The sequence below is a fragment of the Nonomuraea sp. IBHARD001 genome (genome assembly GCF_056106265.1).
The window spans coordinates 4,208,664-4,224,220 of the sequence record NZ_JBWBBW010000002.1 but is presented as its reverse complement, the minus strand read 5'-3'; the positions used below and the strand labels follow the sequence as shown (position 1 = coordinate 4,224,220).

Annotated in this window: 15 protein-coding genes; 9 read left to right on the top strand and 6 right to left on the bottom strand. The window is 73.0% G+C overall.

Translation table 11 applies throughout. From position 1 onward, the window contains the following. Positions 1–168: 168 nt before the first annotated feature. Both ACTWNK_RS21270 and ACTWNK_RS21265 read left to right on the top strand, forming a co-directional pair. The gene (locus ACTWNK_RS21270; RefSeq protein WP_474306143.1) at positions 169–2,181 is read left to right on the top strand and encodes a DUF4132 domain-containing protein; all 2,013 of its coding nucleotides are present in this window, start codon (positions 169–171) and stop codon (positions 2,179–2,181) included. Positions 2,182–2,320: 139 nt separating this feature from the next. Then, entirely contained in the window at positions 2,321–3,085 is a 765-nt protein-coding gene (locus ACTWNK_RS21265; RefSeq protein ID WP_474306142.1) for a lytic polysaccharide monooxygenase, read from the top strand. A 57-nt stretch (positions 3,086–3,142) separates the two neighbouring features. Here the strand turns inward: ACTWNK_RS21265 and ACTWNK_RS21260 are convergent, their stop codons facing one another. Next, positions 3,143–3,322, bottom strand: a complete 180-nt coding sequence (locus ACTWNK_RS21260; protein WP_474306141.1) for a hypothetical protein — start codon at positions 3,320–3,322, stop codon at positions 3,143–3,145. Positions 3,323–3,577: 255 nt separating this feature from the next. On the opposite strand from ACTWNK_RS21260, the gene ACTWNK_RS21255 reads away from it, so the two are divergent. Next, positions 3,578–5,461 carry an AfsR/SARP family transcriptional regulator gene (locus ACTWNK_RS21255; protein ID WP_474306140.1) on the top strand — a complete coding sequence of 628 codons (1,884 nt, stop codon included), beginning with the start codon at positions 3,578–3,580 and terminating at the stop codon, positions 5,459–5,461. Positions 5,462–5,571: 110 nt separating this feature from the next. Continuing rightward, positions 5,572–6,135 (top strand): hypothetical protein, encoded by a 564-nt coding sequence (locus tag ACTWNK_RS21250; protein WP_474306139.1) that lies wholly within the window; start codon positions 5,572–5,574, stop codon positions 6,133–6,135. Positions 6,136–6,175: 40 nt separating this feature from the next. Here ACTWNK_RS21250 and ACTWNK_RS21245 read toward each other — a convergent pair whose 3' ends face one another. Then, positions 6,176–6,922: an alpha/beta fold hydrolase gene (locus ACTWNK_RS21245; RefSeq protein WP_474306138.1), complete on the bottom strand. Its 747-nt coding sequence runs from the start codon at positions 6,920–6,922 to the stop codon at positions 6,176–6,178. Positions 6,923–7,083: 161 nt separating this feature from the next. Between ACTWNK_RS21245 and ACTWNK_RS21240 the strand changes: the two genes are divergently transcribed. Both ACTWNK_RS21240 and ACTWNK_RS21235 read left to right on the top strand, forming a co-directional pair. Next, positions 7,084–7,980 carry a GNAT family N-acetyltransferase gene (locus ACTWNK_RS21240; RefSeq protein WP_474306137.1) on the top strand — a complete coding sequence of 299 codons (897 nt, stop codon included), beginning with the start codon at positions 7,084–7,086 and terminating at the stop codon, positions 7,978–7,980. Between the two features lie 171 nt (positions 7,981–8,151). Beyond that, positions 8,152–8,544, top strand: coding sequence for a RidA family protein (locus tag ACTWNK_RS21235; RefSeq protein WP_474306136.1), 393 nt, complete (start codon positions 8,152–8,154; stop codon positions 8,542–8,544). A 67-nt stretch (positions 8,545–8,611) separates the two neighbouring features. Here ACTWNK_RS21235 and ACTWNK_RS21230 read toward each other — a convergent pair whose 3' ends face one another. Beyond that, positions 8,612–9,016: a hypothetical protein gene (locus ACTWNK_RS21230; RefSeq protein WP_474306135.1), complete on the bottom strand. Its 405-nt coding sequence runs from the start codon at positions 9,014–9,016 to the stop codon at positions 8,612–8,614. 331 nt (positions 9,017–9,347) lie between these two features. Between ACTWNK_RS21230 and ACTWNK_RS21225 the strand changes: the two genes are divergently transcribed. Next, complete coding sequence (locus ACTWNK_RS21225) at positions 9,348–9,665, top strand: hypothetical protein (RefSeq protein ID WP_474306134.1); 318 nt, start codon at positions 9,348–9,350, stop codon at positions 9,663–9,665. 54 nt (positions 9,666–9,719) lie between these two features. After that, positions 9,720–10,802 (top strand): sensor histidine kinase, encoded by a 1,083-nt coding sequence (locus tag ACTWNK_RS21220; protein WP_474306133.1) that lies wholly within the window; start codon positions 9,720–9,722, stop codon positions 10,800–10,802. Here the strand turns inward: ACTWNK_RS21220 and ACTWNK_RS21215 are convergent. The 3 genes from ACTWNK_RS21215 to ACTWNK_RS21205 are packed head-to-tail and all read right to left on the bottom strand — an operon-like array spanning position 10,765 to position 14,184. After that, complete coding sequence (locus ACTWNK_RS21215) at positions 10,765–11,997, bottom strand: alpha/beta hydrolase (protein WP_474306132.1); 1,233 nt, start codon at positions 11,995–11,997, stop codon at positions 10,765–10,767. The genes ACTWNK_RS21220 and ACTWNK_RS21215 overlap by 38 nt on opposite strands. Then, the gene (locus ACTWNK_RS21210; protein ID WP_474306131.1) at positions 11,994–13,523 is read right to left on the bottom strand and encodes an AMP-binding protein; all 1,530 of its coding nucleotides are present in this window, start codon (positions 13,521–13,523) and stop codon (positions 11,994–11,996) included. The genes ACTWNK_RS21215 and ACTWNK_RS21210 overlap by 4 nt, the downstream gene beginning before the upstream one ends. 49 nt (positions 13,524–13,572) lie before the next feature. Beyond that, on the bottom strand, positions 13,573–14,184 hold the full coding sequence (locus ACTWNK_RS21205) for a TetR/AcrR family transcriptional regulator (RefSeq protein WP_474306130.1): 612 nt from the start codon (positions 14,182–14,184) through the stop codon (positions 13,573–13,575). A gap of 198 nt (positions 14,185–14,382) precedes the next feature. Between ACTWNK_RS21205 and ACTWNK_RS21200 the strand changes: the two genes are divergently transcribed. Further along, a complete protein-coding gene (locus ACTWNK_RS21200; protein ID WP_474306129.1) occupies positions 14,383–15,546 on the top strand; it encodes a thiolase C-terminal domain-containing protein in 1,164 nt (387 codons plus the stop codon). Positions 15,547–15,557: the final 11 nt, after the last annotated feature.

Sequence of the window (15,557 nt, the reverse complement as noted above, 5' to 3'; positions counted from 1 at the left end):
TTCCCCCGGGAGCCCGGCGCCTCCTGCCTCGACGGCAGGGGTGCCGGGCTTCTTGGCGTCAAGGAGCCCGCAGGCGTCAGGAGCTTCCTGGGTCAGGGGCTCCCGGCGTTCTGTCAGGCGGAACGCTTACGATCGCGGACAGGCGATCAGTGGTTTTGGAGGCCCCCCATGGAGCACGCATCCGTGTCCGATCGGCTCGACGCCGTCTATGTGCCGGGCAGCGCGCACCCGAGGCTGCCGCTCGCGCAGCGGCCCGAGGGCGGGCTGCTGGCCGGGTTCGGGGCCGATGAGCTGCGTGAGGCGGGGCTGTGGGCCCAGCGCAAGGTGTCGGCGGCGCGGTGGAGCTACTGCCCGACGCTGACGGCGGTGATCGCCGGCCTGGCCAGGCGCAGGCTGGCGTGGAGCGAGCAGGAGACGGCGGCGCTGTGGCGGCTGGCGCTCGGGCGCGAGTTCGCGCACGAGAGCGGCTACCAGTTGCCCGTCGCGGCCACCTTGTCGCTGCCGAGGGAACTGCAACGCGAGCACCTGCCCAGCCTGCTGGCGATGCAGGCGGCCACCGATGCGAGCGGCGGCTCGGCCTGGCGCACCCGGCGCAAGGTCGACGCGCTGGTGTCCGCGCTCGGCGGCAGGGGCGAGGCCGACACCGTGCTCCGGCTGGTGGGCGGGCACGACGACTTCGCCCTCATGCTCGCGGGCGAGCACGCCGCCGCACTGACCGCCGACCCGATGTTGCTGCGCCACTGGAGCTCGGCCACCACGACCCGCCCTTCGGCGGCCTGGCTGCGCGCGGTCACCGCCCTGCTCACACCGCCGGCCACCGCCCTGGTCAGGCACGTGCTGACGCGCCTGCTGAGCCACCGCGAGTGCGGCATCCACCACACGTACGGCAGGCGGGAGTGGACCTCGCGCGGTTTCCTGCACGACCGCACGGCCGACGTGCTGCGCGGCATGGTGTGGAGCCTGGAGCGGGTCGCCGAGCCGTGGGTCGATCCCCTGCTCGGCGACCTGGCCGCCGTCACCGGCTCGGGACCGGTCGGCGCGCGTACGGCCTCGCGGTGCGCGCGTCTGGCCGACGCCGCGATCGGCGTGCTGGCCAGGCGCGGCGGCCAGCAGGTGGTGCCCGAGCTGGCCAAGGTCAGGGTGCGGGTCCGCAGGAGGAGCCTGCTCACCCTCGTGCAGCGCGCCCTCGACGGCGTGGCCGAGGCCGAGGGCCTGACGCCCGCCCAGCTCGCCGACCGGGCCTTTCCCGACTTCGGCCTGTCCCCCGAGGGCGAGCGCGCCTTCCCCCTCGGCCGGGGCACGGCCGTGCTGCGGGCCGACGGGTCGCTCACTTTCGACGGGCGCAGGAGCCCGTCCAAGGCCGTGCGCGAACAGCACGCCGAGGCGCTGGCCGAGCTCAAGGCCACGGCCATGGACCTACGGCGTACCCTGCTGGCCGTCACCCGTCATCTGGAGCGCGGCCTGGCCGAGGACCGGCTGTGGCGCTGGCGCGACGTCGAGGCGTACTTCCTCGACCATCCCCTGACCGGTCCGCAGGCCGGAGCCCTGGTCTGGGAGATCCTCCAGGGCCCGGCCGGCATCCCGCTGCCCACCGCGGGCGGCTGGGCGCTGACCGATCCCGCGGGCCGCCTCATCCAGCCGGACCCGCGTACCCCGGTACGGCTGTGGCACCCGATCAGGGCGGCCCGCGACGAGGTGCGCTCCTGGCGCGCGTACCTGCTGGCAGCCGGGGTGCGCCAGCCGTACGAGCAGGTGTTTCGCGAGGTCTACCCGCTGGCTCCGGCCGAGGCGCACCTGACGGCGTCGGCGCGCTTCGCCGGGCACGTGCTGAGGTACGGCCAGGCCAAGGCACTGCTCGAAGGGCGGGGCTGGCAGGGGTTCACGCTGGGGCACTGGGAGGCGGTCAGCCAGTCGGACCTGTGTGTGGCGACCAAGGAGCTCGACGGGTGGCGTGCGATGGCGGCCTTCCACGCGGCCTCCGACGCCGGGGCCGACGGCTACGGCACGGTGTCGCTGTGCGCGAGCGACGAGGTGCGCTTCGCCAGGGCCGACCAGCAGACGCCGCTGGAGGAGGCCCGCCTGGAGGAGGTGGCGCCGCAGGTGCTGTCGGAGCTGATGCGCGACCTGGATCTGGCGGTGGGTGTGGCCTCGGTCGGAGCCGGGCCGCGCGGCTGCCGTTGATCTTGCGAAACGTCTGGCCATAGCGTGATGTGGTGTGCAAATGGTATGTGGCCTGTGGGAACTCGCTGACGCCCGCGTTTACTGTTAGGAAACTTTTCTTTATATTTGGAGGGCAATCATCCCCCAAAGGAAGCCTGCCATGCGACGACTGCTCACATACTTAGCCATGCTCGCCGTCACCGCCTCCACCGTGCTCGTGGTGGCCTCGCCCGCCAACGCGCACGGCTACATCTCAGACCCGCCGAGCCGCCAGGCCAACTGCGCCTCCGGCAAGGTGAGCAACTGCGGCGACATCATCTGGGAGCCGTTCAGCGTCGAAGGTCCCAAGGGCCAGCGCAACTGCAGCGGCGGCGACGCCCGCTGGGCCCCGCTCGACAACGACAGCAAGGCCTGGCCCGTCGCCAGCGTCGGCGACACCGTCAACTTCAAGTGGCTCATCCACGCCCGGCACTCCACCAGCACGTGGGAGTACTACATCGGCAGCACCCGGATCGCCGTCTTCGACGACAAGGGCAGGGTGCCCGGCTCCGTCGTCAACCACACGGTGAACTTCGGCGGCCGTACCGGCAAGGTCAAGCTGCTGGCCATCTGGAACATCGCCGACACCGCGATGGCGTTCTACAACTGCGTCGACCTGCAGCTCGGCGGCGGCCCCCAGCCGACGCCCACCCCGACGCCCACCCCCACGCCCACCGCGACCGTGACCCCCACCCCCACCGTCTCGCCGAGCTCCACCCCGACGGCCACCACGACGGTCCCCGCCTCCCCCTGGAGCGCGGGCACCGCCTACACCGCCGGAGCCCAGGTCACCTACCAGGGCGCCGTGTACGTCTGCCGTCAGGCTCACACCGCCTATGTCGGCTGGGAGCCCCCGAACGTCCCGGCTCTCTGGCAGCGCCGCTGAGCATCTCCCCCGGACCCCGCAGGCCGCTCTCCGGCCTGCGGGGTCCGCCCTTTCCGCTCAGGCGTCCTTGCCCGCCGATCGCCACCTGAGCCGCACGGGACGCCGCAGGGGCGGGTGGGCCGGGAGCGCGCAGCGGGCGCACGGCGTTCCGCCGCTCGCCGTCCTGGCCTCGGTCGGCATGAACACCAGGCCCGCCCCCGTCTCCGTCACCGTGATCGCCGCTGAGCCTCTGTTCACGCTGTGCCTCCCGTGTACGGCCTGCCGCCCCCTTCAGGCCGATCCCGAAGGGTCGTTCGCGTGCTCCACCGTGCCGTCCAAGCGTTGCACCACCCGTATATCGGCCGTATATGCCGAAATTTCCGGAGTTCGGCAGCCCGAGCGCCGTTCTGGTCGCAGAATCGGTGCATCGGAAGGCAGGGCGTCGTGAGGTTCGGGGCGTCGTGACGTACTGAGGTGTCGTGAAGTTCGGGGTGCTGTGAAGTTCGAGGTGCTGTGAAATTCGGGGTACTGGGCGCCGTCGTGGTCAACGGGGCGCACGGGGCGGTGCCGCCCGCGGGCCGTGCCCGGCAGCTGCTGGCCGAGCTGCTGTGCCGACCGGGCGAGCGGGTGAGCACGGCGCGGCTGATCGAGGCCGTGTGGTCGGGCGCGCCGCCGCACTCGGCGCCCGACAACCTGCGCGTGCACGTCTCGCGCCTGCGCCGCGACCTGGCGGGTGTCGCCTCGATCGTCTCGGGAGGCGGCGGGTACCTGCTGGAGGCCGCCAGGTCCGACGTCGACGCGTTCGCCTTCGAGCGGGCCGTCGAGCAGGCGCGGGCCGAGCTGGCCGAAGGTCGGGCGGTCGCGGCCGTGGCGACGCTTCGGCAGGCGCTCGGCTGGTGGCGCGGGCCCGCCTTCGCCGACGTCGAGCACCACGACGGCGTACAGGCTCTGGCCCTGCGGCTGGAGGAGCTGCGCCTGTGCGCCCTCGACCTGCGCATCGGCGCCGAGCTCTCGCTCGGGCTGCACGACGGCCTGGTGCCCGAGCTCGGCGCCCTGGTCGCCGCGCACCCGCTGCGCGAGCCGCTGCACGCCCATCTCGTGCTCGCCCTGGCGGGCGCCGGTCGGCAGGCCGAGGCGCTGCTGGCCTACGAGCGGGCCAGGACCGTCCTGCGTGAGGAGCTCGGCGCCTCGCCCGGTCCCCGGCTGCGCGAGCTGCACCGCTCGCTCCTGGCCGGGGCGCCCGCCGCGCCCGCCGCGGCGCTGCCCAGGGAGCTGCCCGCCGACGTGCCCGGCTTCGGCGGGCGCGCCGCCGACCTCGCCCGGCTCGACGCCCTGCTGGATCGGCCCACGGCACTCACCACCGTCGCCGGTACGGCGGGCGTCGGCAAGACCGCGCTCGTCGTGCACTGGGCGCACCGCGTCGCCGGTCGTTTCCCCGACGGGCAGCTCTTCATCGACCTGCGCGGCTACGACAGGCAGGCGCCGGTCGCGCCCATCGACGCGCTGGCGAGGTTCCTGCGCGCACTCGGGCACGACCCACGCGGCGTCCCCGCCGATCCCGCCGAGGCCTCGGCCAGGTTCCGGTCCATGGTGGCGGGCAGGCGCATGCTCATCGTGCTGGACAACGCGGCCTCGGCCGACCAGGTACGGCCACTGCTGCCCGGCACGCCGTCGGCGCTGGTCCTCATCACCAGCCGCGACCGGCTGCACGGCCTGGTGGCACGCGAGGGCGCGCACCGGCTCTCGCTGGACGTGCTCGGCCCAGGGCAGGCGCTCGGCCTGCTGCGTTCCCTGCTCGGCGAGGCGCGTGTCGCGGCCGAGCCCGAGGCGTCGGCCCGGCTGTGCGCCGAGTGCGGCCACCTGCCGCTGGCGTTGCGCCTGGCCGCCGCCTTCCTCGCCGATCGGCCCTCGCATGCGATCGGCGCCTATGCCGACCTGCTGCGGGCGGGCGACGCGATCGGGGCGCTGGAGATCGGCGCCGACCCCGGCAGTGCCGTACGGGCCGCGTTCGACCTGTCCTACGCCACGCTCGGCGAGGCGGCCGGGCGGTTGTTCCGGCTGTTCGGCATCGTGCCGTGCGACGACTTCGACCTGCCCGCCGCCGCCGCGCTGGCCGGGCTGCCCGCCGCCGACACCGCCGACCTGGTCGCCAGGCTCAGCGACGCGCACCTCCTGCGCTGGCACGACGGCTCCCGGTTCGGCGTGCACGACCTGCTGCGCAGGTACGCCAAGGATCTCGCCGGACGCACCGACGACCGGGCCGGGCGCGACGCGGCGCTGTGGCGTCTGTACACCTGGACCCGCGACACCACGCCCGCCGCGCCGCCGTACCCCGGATATCGCGGCTGCCCGCGCTCGACGACGTGCCGCCGATGGGAGCTCCGCCCGACCGCGTGAGAAACAACGGCAGAAAACCGGCGGTGTTTGGCGGCTTCCGCCCCGTATGCCTTTCGGGAAATCGCTCAGACTAATCACCAGGAAGCGATTCACGAAACGCGAAGGACGTTATGAGAAACGTAAAACTCACTATGTTCGCCGCAGCCGCGACCGTCGTACTCGGAATGGCGCTCTCCGCCCCGGCGAACGCGGCTCCCCCATCGCCGGGCCCCTCGTCCGAGGCCTCCGCGTTCGCCTCGGCGAACGAGGCCGACCTCACCAGGAAGATCGAGGGCCACATCGCCAGGCACGGCGGCGAGCGCAAAGGCGCGAACCAGATCGTGTGGAAGGACCAGGGCGTGGTCCTGACCTTCCCCACGCCCGCCCGTGCCGCCAGGAGCACGACGTTCGCCCGTATCGTCTGCGGCTACGGCAACTACTGCCTCTACCAGCACGCCCTGTGGGACCGCGACGGCGGCGCCATGATCGCCTTCGAGGAGTACAACCTGTACCAGCTGTCCGACTACGGCTGGCAGGACATCACCAGCGCCCTGGTGAACAACCAGTCCGGCGGGGCGGGCGGGAAGATCATCGACGGCAACACCACCCTGCACCACTCCCGCGCCTGGTACGAGGAGGCGTTCGTGGGCAGCTGGGCCAACGACCGCGCCGACTACGCCTACGTCTTCGAGTGATCGGCCCCGGCGATCCGCGCCGCACCCGGTGCGGGTCGCCCTACGGCCGCACGGCCTCGCGCAGGAAGGTGAGCAGCAGTTCGCTGACCTCTCCCGGGCGTTCCATGCTCGGCAGGTGCCCGGCCCAGTCCAGCTCGACCTGTACGGCGTGCGGCAGCAGGGTCGCGGCGGCCCTGAAGTCCGGCAGGTCGAGGCCGCCCGAGACGGTCAGGCACGGCATCGTGACGGCGGCCGGGTCGAACGCGGTCTCGACAGGTCCGACCACTCCGTCGGCCAGTTGCAGCTCATAAGCACGGGTCTGCATCTCACGCACCGCCTGCCAGGCCTCGGGCCCGGCGTCAGGCCCCAGCCAGCTGTCGGCCATCAGCCGGGCACCGCCGTCGAGGTCACCCGCCTCGACCAGCACGTCCTCCCGGTCGCCGAGCGCCCGCAACGCGTCGCCAGGCTCGTGTCCGGGCAGAGCGGCGGCGATCAGCACCAGCGACTCGACACGGTCGGGCAGGCTCGCCGCGAACTCCAGTGCGACCTTGCCTCCGTACGAACATCCGATCACCGATGCCCGCTCGATGTGCAGTCCGTCGAGCAGGGCCCGCAGGTCGCCCGCATCGCTGTACGGCTCGGGGCCGAGCGGCGTGTCGCCGAAGCCTCGCAGGTCGCAGCGGATCACCCGGTAACCGGCGTCGACCAGCGGCTGCCATTGGCCGTCCCACATCCGCCTGTCGCACACCCCGGCATGCAGCAGGAGCACCGCGGGGCCGTCGCCGTCCACATCATGAGCAATCATCATCGGCCAGACGCCACCAGCCGCTCGACGCCCGAAATGCACTCCCCACGGGGAATGGCAGCAATATGCGCGAGCGTGAATTCCCGCTGTCCCGGTCGATACGCAATCCGCGCGCCGGGATAATGAGATGCGGACGTCCAGCGCAATGGTGTGTGATCGTGGCCATGGCTGTGGAACTGAATCAACCGGGCGTCGGCGAACTGGACGAGGTCGTGGACGCCCTGCGCGCATGGCAGCGGGAGGACGCTCCGGCGCAGCTCCATCCGGGCGATCTGGGGTGGTACTTCCGCTTCGGCCCGGAGGCCACGGCTGCCGCGGTCCGGACATGGCGCAGGGACGGGCGTATCCTCGCCGCCGGGCTCCTGGACGGGAGCGACCTGCTGCGCCTGACCGTCGCACCCGGCGCACGGCAGGACGAGGAGCTCGCCCACCGCCTGGCCGAGGACATCACCGAGCCCGCACGCGGCGTCCTGGGCGACGGGGCGGTCGGTGTCGAGGCGCCCGCCGACGCGCTCGTCCGCGACCTGCTGGCCAAGGCCGGATGGCGGCCGGGCGAGCCGTGGACGCCGCTGCGCCGTGACCTCGCCCGGCCGGTCGAGCTCCCGCCGGGGGCCCGGATCGAGGTGATCGGCCCCGCCCGCGCGCAGGTGCGCGCCGCCGTGCAGCGTGCCTCGTTCGAGGGGTCCACCTTCAGCGACGAGCGCTGGGCCGCGATGGCCGCCGCGACGCCGTACGAGCAGGGCAGGTGTCTGGTGGCACTCGACGCCGCGGGCGAGGCGGTGGCCGCCGTGACCGTGTGGTCGGCGGGGCCCGGCCGTCCCGGCCTGCTGGAGCCGATGGGTGTGCACCGCGAGCACCGAGGGCGTGGCCACGGCAGGGCCGTCACCGTCGCGGCCGCCGCCGCCCTGCGGGACATGGGCGCCTCCAGCGCCGTCGTGTGCACCCCGACCGCCAACACCGGGGCCGTCGCCACCTACACCTCCGCCGGTTTCCACCCGCGCCCGGACATCCACGACCTGTGCCGGGACGCCGCCCCGATCCCCCTATCGCATGCCGATTGACGTGGAGCGGGCAAGGCACGACACAACGGGGCGCGGGCGTGTCGCGGTGACTCCCCCGGCCCGGGTCCGGCGGGTCCCGGGCCGCCCGGCTTGACAGGTAGATACATGCACATGCAAACTAATCCTCGACGGACTTACTTGCACGTACATACAAGCGTACTGGAGTGCCTCATGAAGATCGAGCAGATCGCCACCACCCCCGACTGGTACGAGCCCTACAAGATCTCCCAGGCCATCCGCGCGGGCGGCCTGATCTACGTCTCCGGGCAGGCCGGTTTCGACGCCACCGGCGCCACCGTGCCCGGCGGCTTCCTCGAGCAGGGCCGCCAGGCCTTCCGCAATCTGCAGGCCGTGCTCGCCGAGGCGGGGGCCTCGCTCGCCGACGTGGTCAAGGTGGGCATCTTCGTCCGGAACATGGCGGCCGACCTCGACCATGTGATCCAGCTGAGGGGCGAGTTCCTGAGCGAGCCCTACCCGGCCGACACCCTGCTGGAGGTCTCCTCGCTGGCCCAGCCTGACTGGCTGATCGAGGTGGAGGTCATCGCACGCGACCCACGCGCGTAGCGGCGGCGGGCACGATGACCGGAGGCGATCCCGGCGCCGCGCGACGCCGGGATCCACTGTCTCCGGGTCAGTACGTGATGGGGCTGACGCCCCCCACCACGGCGACGCCGTTGACGACGACGACGGCCCGGTTCTGGTAGCGGTGGTCCTTCTCCTTGTCGGTGTGGAGCTCGGGGGAGCGACCCAGCGAGCACGGCGTCGCGGTCTGCTCCATGAACCTGTTCCGGGTCAGGTTGAAGATGCCGTAGCTGACGTAGCACGAGCTGCCCAGCGAGCCCCGGGCGTTGACGTACACGTCGGCCGAGACGCGCCGGCCGTTGTCGGAGCTGCAGACGCTGATGCGCCAGCCGTTGGCCGAAGCGGGTGAACAGCCGCCGCCCGCCGCCGAAGCGGGCGAGGCCTGCCCCGCGGTCAGCGCGGCGGCGCACAGCACGGTCGCGACTCCCGTGCCCAGGATTTTGCCGATCTTCATCAGGAGGTTCCTTCCTTCGTCCGCCCCGAGCCCCGGTGGGCCTGAGGCGCTCATCGCCAATCTCGGCGTGGCCGTCGTCGCCGGTCGAGGGCCGCGGGACGGCATAGGGAGGTCAGGGGCATGCGGTAGGGGGTCTGCGGGGCGAGCGGACGGGCGAATCGGGGTGTACCGGCCGCCCCCCTACGCGCTTCACTCCTCGAAGGAGTGCACGGAGGTGGGTATGCCATTCGCCCGGATCGCCGGAGCGCTCGTCGGGCGGGATGACCTTTCCGGCGAGGCCCTAGAATCGTCGACCGTGTCATGGATGCACGGTTTGCGGTGGAGTGTCGCGATGGGGATGGCGATGGTGCTGTTCGGGATGGCGGTTCCGCTGTTCGTCAGCATGGCCGCTGCGCCGGACGATCCCGAGACCCTCGACGGCTCGCCGGCCGGTTGGCCTCTCGACCCGGCCACGATGGTCGAACCGTACGGGGGCTACGACCGGCAGTACCTCGGCGACCCTCCGGCGGAGGAGTTCGTGGAGCGCAGGCTGCACCCCGTACGGCACGCCAGGCGTGGACGGCGACCCGACCGGCCTGCTCGGACGCCGCACCCGATGGCGTCGCGGCCCCGGAGTTTCGAGACGCCCGCGATACCTCACGGCTCCTAGCATGAGCCGGGTGCGTGCGCCGTCGCCGTGCGCCCCGAGACGAGGGAGCAGGACGTGGACAGAGCGCCAGGGGTGAGTGTCCGGCTCAAGCTCACGCTCAGTTATGCCGGGTTCCTCCTGCTGGCCGGGGTGCTGCTGCTCGCGGCGGTGTGGGTGTTCCTGCTGCGCGATCTGCCGGATTTCGCGGTCATCCCGGGCGGGGTGCTGGAGCGCGCGGCGCTGATGCGCACCTATGTGCTGGCGGCGGGTGTGGTGCTGGGGTTCCTGCTGGTGTTCGGGCTGCCCGGCGGGTGGATACTCGCCGGTCGCATGCTCGCGCCGCTGACCCGCATCACCGACGCCACCCGCACGGCCGCCGGTGGCACGCTGTCGCACCGGATCAGGCTGCACGGCAGGCAGGACGAGTTCCGCGAGCTGGCCGACGCCTTCGACGGCATGCTCGCCCAGCTCGAGGCGCACGTCGCCGAGCAGCGCAGGTTCGCGGCCAACGCCTCGCACGAGTTGCGCACGCCGCTGGCGACCTCCAAGGCGCTGCTCGACGTGGCCCGCACCGATCCCGGGCACGACGCCGGTGCGGTCATCGAACGGCTGCACGTCGTCAACACCAGGGCGATCGACCTCACCGAGGCGTTGCTCCTGCTCAGCCGGGCCGACCAGCGCTCCTTCACCCGCGAGCGCGTCGATCTGTCCCTGCTCGCCGAGGAGGCGGCCGAGACGCTCCTGCCCCTGGCCGAACGGCGTGGCGTCACCGTCGAGACCTCGGGCGACATCGCCGTCGCCGACGGCTCGCCCGCCCTGCTGCTGCAGCTGACCATGAACCTGCTGCAGAACGCGATCGTGCACAACCTGCCCGGACGGGGCGAGGTGTGGATGAGCACCCGCGTGCGCGCCGGTCGTGCGGTGCTCACGGTCGAGAACACCGGCGAGCGCCTGTCCCCCGGCCTGCTCTCGACGCTGGCCGAGCCGTTCAGGCGTGGCACCGAGCGCATCCACACCGACCATGCGGGCGTGGGCCTGGGCCTGGCCATCGTCAAGACCATCGCCCAGGCCCACAACGGCACGCTCACCCTGACACCGCGCCCGCAAGGCGGGATCCGCATCACCGTTGAGCTGCCCGCCGCCCCTCACCTGCCGTGAGCCGGGCGGCGGCCCAGGCCCGGACGCCGCCGACGTCGATCGGGCGGACACCGTCCAGGTCGGCGGAGAACGCGCCGCCCCCGGCCAGATGCCGGTCGAAGAAGCCGCGCACGAGTGCGGCGATCGCCCGTTCCGGCGTCCCCGGCGCGCCGAGCCCCTGCCTGGCGTGTTCGGGCAGCATGGCGGTGAACGTCTCGCGCACCGGGATCAGGGCCAGGTCGGTGAGGTCCCAGTGCGTGGCGCCGTCGAGCCGCAGGCGTACGATGTCCGGCCGTTCGCCCGCGTGGGCGTGCCGCTCGTAGAACAGGCCGTTGTAGTACACCTGCTCACCGGCGACCCGCAGGGTCGACTCGGCCGCAAGGCACAGCAGCGGCACCCGTACGTCGGCGTCGTAGAGGTCACGCGAGACGTGCATACCGTCGAGGTTGGCCGAGGCGGAGGCGCGCGGGTCGTGCTGGGCGGCGCCGACGGCGGCCACCCCGCCCAGCGACATCCCGAAGTAGCCCAGCCTGGCCGTGTCGCAGTGCGCACGCAGGTCCTGGCCGAACTCCCCCGCGACCAGCGCGTCGACGAACGCCAGCAGGTCGTCGCGCCTGCGCTCGGCGAGCGGGCCGAGCGGCGACTCCGCCAGCATCACCTCACACGCGGCGGCCAGCCCGTCGAGGTCGCCGCGCGCCTCGATGACGAGCTGCGTGTGCCGGTGGTGGGTCATGAGCGCCGCCAGGTGCGCGGCGTCCAGCCCCTCCTCCCGTCCGTCGGCGAACCGCACGCCGCCCCCGCCGGGATGCCCGACCGCGCCCACGACGTAGCCGTGCGCGGCCAGATGCTCCATGAGGGCGGTGTTCTGCCAGAGGTGGAAGCCGAGGCCGGGCGAGAACACCAGCACGGGGAAGCGCCCGTCGGCGTGGGGCGCCTCCCGCCTGCCGTGGGTGCGTGCCGCGCCGAGCGCCTCGACGAGCGCGCCCGCCACGCCCATCCGGGTGAGCGCCTCGGTGATCACCGATGGCCCCTCCATCGGGAAGTACGCCTCGGGCTCGGCGCCGCCCTCCACGGCCGGGTACCAGATCCGGGCGCTCAGCCGCCGCCCGTCCCGCTCCTGCGGACGCCTGCCCGGGTAGGTCGTGTCCACGAACTCGACATCGGCGAATCCCACGGGGTGCGGCCCGCCCGGCTGGGGAAAGACGACTGCGCTCATGCTTGGATCCGTTCTTCCGAAGAGGTGGGGGCGACGCGTTCGTCCAGGAGCAGGCCTCGCCGTACCTTGCCCGCCTCGGTGCGCGGGAAGTCCGCGACGAACTCATACGTCTTGGGCGCCTTGTACGGCGTGAGCCGCTCGCGGCAGTGCCGGTCGAGCTCGCCGGGCGAAGGCGGCGAGGCGGGCCGCCGTGGGTGCACGATCGCATGCACGCGGCGTCCCCACCGCTCGTCCGGCAGGCCGATCACCGCGACGTCGGCGACCGCCGGGTGCTCCAGCAGCGCCGACTCCACCTCGGCGGGGAACACGTTCGCCCCACCGGTGACGATCATGTCGGTACGGCGGTCGGCGATGTACAGATAGCCGTCGTCGTCGAGCCTGCCCAGGTCGCCGACGCTCTCCCACCCGCCCGGCGCCGAGGCGGGCGGCGGCGAGCCGAGGTAGGTGAAGATCCGGCGCGGGTCGACCCCGCCGAGCGGGCGCATGTAGATCTCGCCGATCGTCCCCGGCGGCACGTCGGCGCCGTTGCCGTCGAGGATGCGGACCTCGCTGCGCCAGGGCCTGCCCACCGACCCGGGATGCTCGAGCCAGTCGTCGCCCCGGATGACGCTCACCCCGAGCCCGTCGTTGGCCCCGTAGAGCTCGTAGACGCGTTCGGCGCCGATGAGGTCGATCCAGCGGCGTTTGAGCCAGGGCGGGCAGGCGCCGCCCGACACCTCGATCGCCTCCAGGCTGGCCAGCCGTCCGGCGATGAGGCCTTCGACCTCCAGCAGCCGTTGCAGCTGGGTCGGCACCATGAACATCCAGTTGACCCGATGCTCTTCGATCAGGCGGACGGCTCGCCCGGCGTCGAAGCGGTCCATCAGGACGACGCGCTGACCTGCGGCCAGGCCGTGGAACAGGGCGGCGAACGGCCCGCCGTGATACAGCGGCCCGGCGACGAGCTGGGTCTGGCCCTCGGCCGCGCCCAGGGCGGTCAGCAGCGGCTCGACGCCTCGGTAGGCCAGCGGGCGCGTGTCCACGACGATCTTCGGACGGCCGGTCGAGCCGCCGGTGGCCAGGCATCGGCCGGGCAGCGGCGGCAGGTACGGCAGTGCGCCGAACCCGGCGGCGGGCGCGCCTGGCAGTGCGGCCGCGTCCACGATCGGCCCGACGGCCGGGTGCGCCCAGGAGGCGACGGCGGCGAGCGGCCGGTCGCCCTGGCTCGCCGCCTCGACGATCCGCTCGCGCTCAGGATCGGGCAGGCGCGGGTTGAGCGCCAGGACGAGCGCGCCGAGCCGCCACGCGGCCAGGCAGGCGACGACGAGCTCGGGCGAGTTCGGCAGGTCGATCAGCAGCAGGGTCCCGGCGCCGACCCCGCATCCGGACAGGGCCTCGGCGGTGGCCTCGGCCCGCAGGACGAGCTCGCCGCAGGTCAGGACGCTCTGCCCGCCGGGGGCGGAAAAGATCAGCATCGGCCGGTCGGGGTCGGCCTCGGCCAGGGCGCGCAGGCGCGCGGGGTAGGCGACGGCTTGGTCGTCTCGCATGGTGCTCCTCCGGGGCAGGCGGTGCCGCGAGCGCGTCGCCGGGTCGTGCTCAGGCCGGCGGCACGTCGAGCAGGGTGTGGACGATCTCCTTCCAGCCGTCCGGTGAGAACTCGGGTGCGGGCGCGCCGCCCAGCGCCGCCGCGACGCCCGCCCCGCGCACGGCGTGGGAGAGCAGGTCGCGCACGGCCGGGTAGCGGGGGTGCGCGGTGAGCTCGGGGCCGAACAGCCCGTCGAACATCCGCGCCGTCTGCTCGGCGAACGAGCGGGTGTGCGCCCGCAGGGCGTCGGCGAGCTCGGGATCGGCGGCCGAGACGACCCACAGCTGCAGGGTCACCGCGACCAGCGGCGAGCGTGCCGTCGCCCAGAGCAGGTCGATCGCCGTGCCGACGCGCGACCCGCCGGGCGGCAGGCCGAGCGAGAGCTCGTGCAGCTCCTCGCGCCGTCTGGCGAACAGGTGGTCGACGGCGCCGACCAGCAGCGCCGCCCGCGAGGGGAAGTAGTGCAGCAGGGTGCCCCTGTTGACCGAGGCACGCGCCTGGACGGCGACCGTGGTCGTCCCCGCGTAGCCGTCGGTCAGCAGGCAGTCGACCGCCGCGTCCAGGATCGCCGTCCTGCTGATCGCGCGTTGCTCGGCACGGCTTCGCCTGACTGTGTCGGCCACGGGGTGCTCCTCGGTCGGGAAGGTCTGCCGGTCAACCTAGGCACCACGCGTATTCGTTGTCAAGAATGACAGTGAAATCTAAGTGTCACCCAAGTATCAGCACTTCATTCGTTGTCAGCATTGACAATGAATGCCCTCGCTGGCACCGTTTGGGCACCGCCCCGGACGACCGGGCCGGTGGCTGAGCGAGGGGGAAGGATGGCTCTCGATCTGGTCGGCAGGCCGATCTACGTGGTCGGCGCGGCCGAGACGCCGCTCGGCAGGGTGCACGAGCACAGCGAGCTTTCGATGATCGCCCAGGCGGCGCTGGCTGCGTCGGCCGAGGCCGGGCTGCCGCTGGCCGCCGTCGACGGGGTGTTCGGCTTCGGGCTCGGCCCCGCCACGGCGGCGCAGATCGCCGAGCACCTCGGCCTCGACCTGCGCCACGCCGACTGCTCCGACATCGGCGGCGGCCAGCTGATCGCCTTCGTCGCCCACGCGGCGGCGGCCCTGGACGCCGGGCTCTGCGACGTCGCGATGATCGCCTATGCCGGCAGGCAGCGGACGAAACGCACGCGGCCCTCCGGCTGGGACGGCTGGACGCCCGAGGACGGCTGGCTCGCCCAGTTCGAGCAGCCGGTCGGCCTCCCGCTGGCCGCCGGGCACTTCGCGCTGGCCGCCTCACGGCACATGGCGGCGTACGGCACCACGCCCGAGCAGCTGGCGGCCGTCGCGGTCACGGCGCGGCAGTGGGCGGCACGCAATCCGGACGCCTTCCACCGCGAGCCGCTCACGGTGGCCGACGTGCTGGACTCGCCGCTGGTGTGCGATCCGCTGCGCCGCCTCGACCTGTGCCTGCGCACCGACGGCGGCGCCGTGCTGCTCCTGACCCGTGCCGACCGCGCCCGCGACGCCGCCGTGACCCCGGTGCGCCTGAGCGGGGTCGGGACGAGCGTGCGGGCCTTCACCAGCTGGCAGATGCCCGACCTGCTGGACTGGGGAGGCGATCGCTCCTCGCGGCGGGCCTTCGAGACGGCGGGCATCGGCCCCGCCGACGTGGACGTCTTCCAGCCCTACGACGCCAGCACGATCTCCGTCCTGCTGCAACTGGAGCAGCTCGGCTTCTGCGCGCCCGGCGAGTCCGGCGCGTTCGTCGCCGAAGGCCGCCTCGGGCCCGGCGGCAGCCTGCCCTCGATGACCTCGGGCGGCGGCCTGTCGCACAACCATCCCGGCTGCCTCGGACTGCAGCTGCTCGTCGAGGCGGTCAGGCAGCTGCGCGGCGAGGCGGGCGCACGGCAGGTGCCAGGCGCCGAGGTGGCCGTCGCCCACGGCTACGGCGGGCTGTTCTGGATGTCGGCCACCGCCGTGCTCACCCGCGACTGACCCAAGGAAGG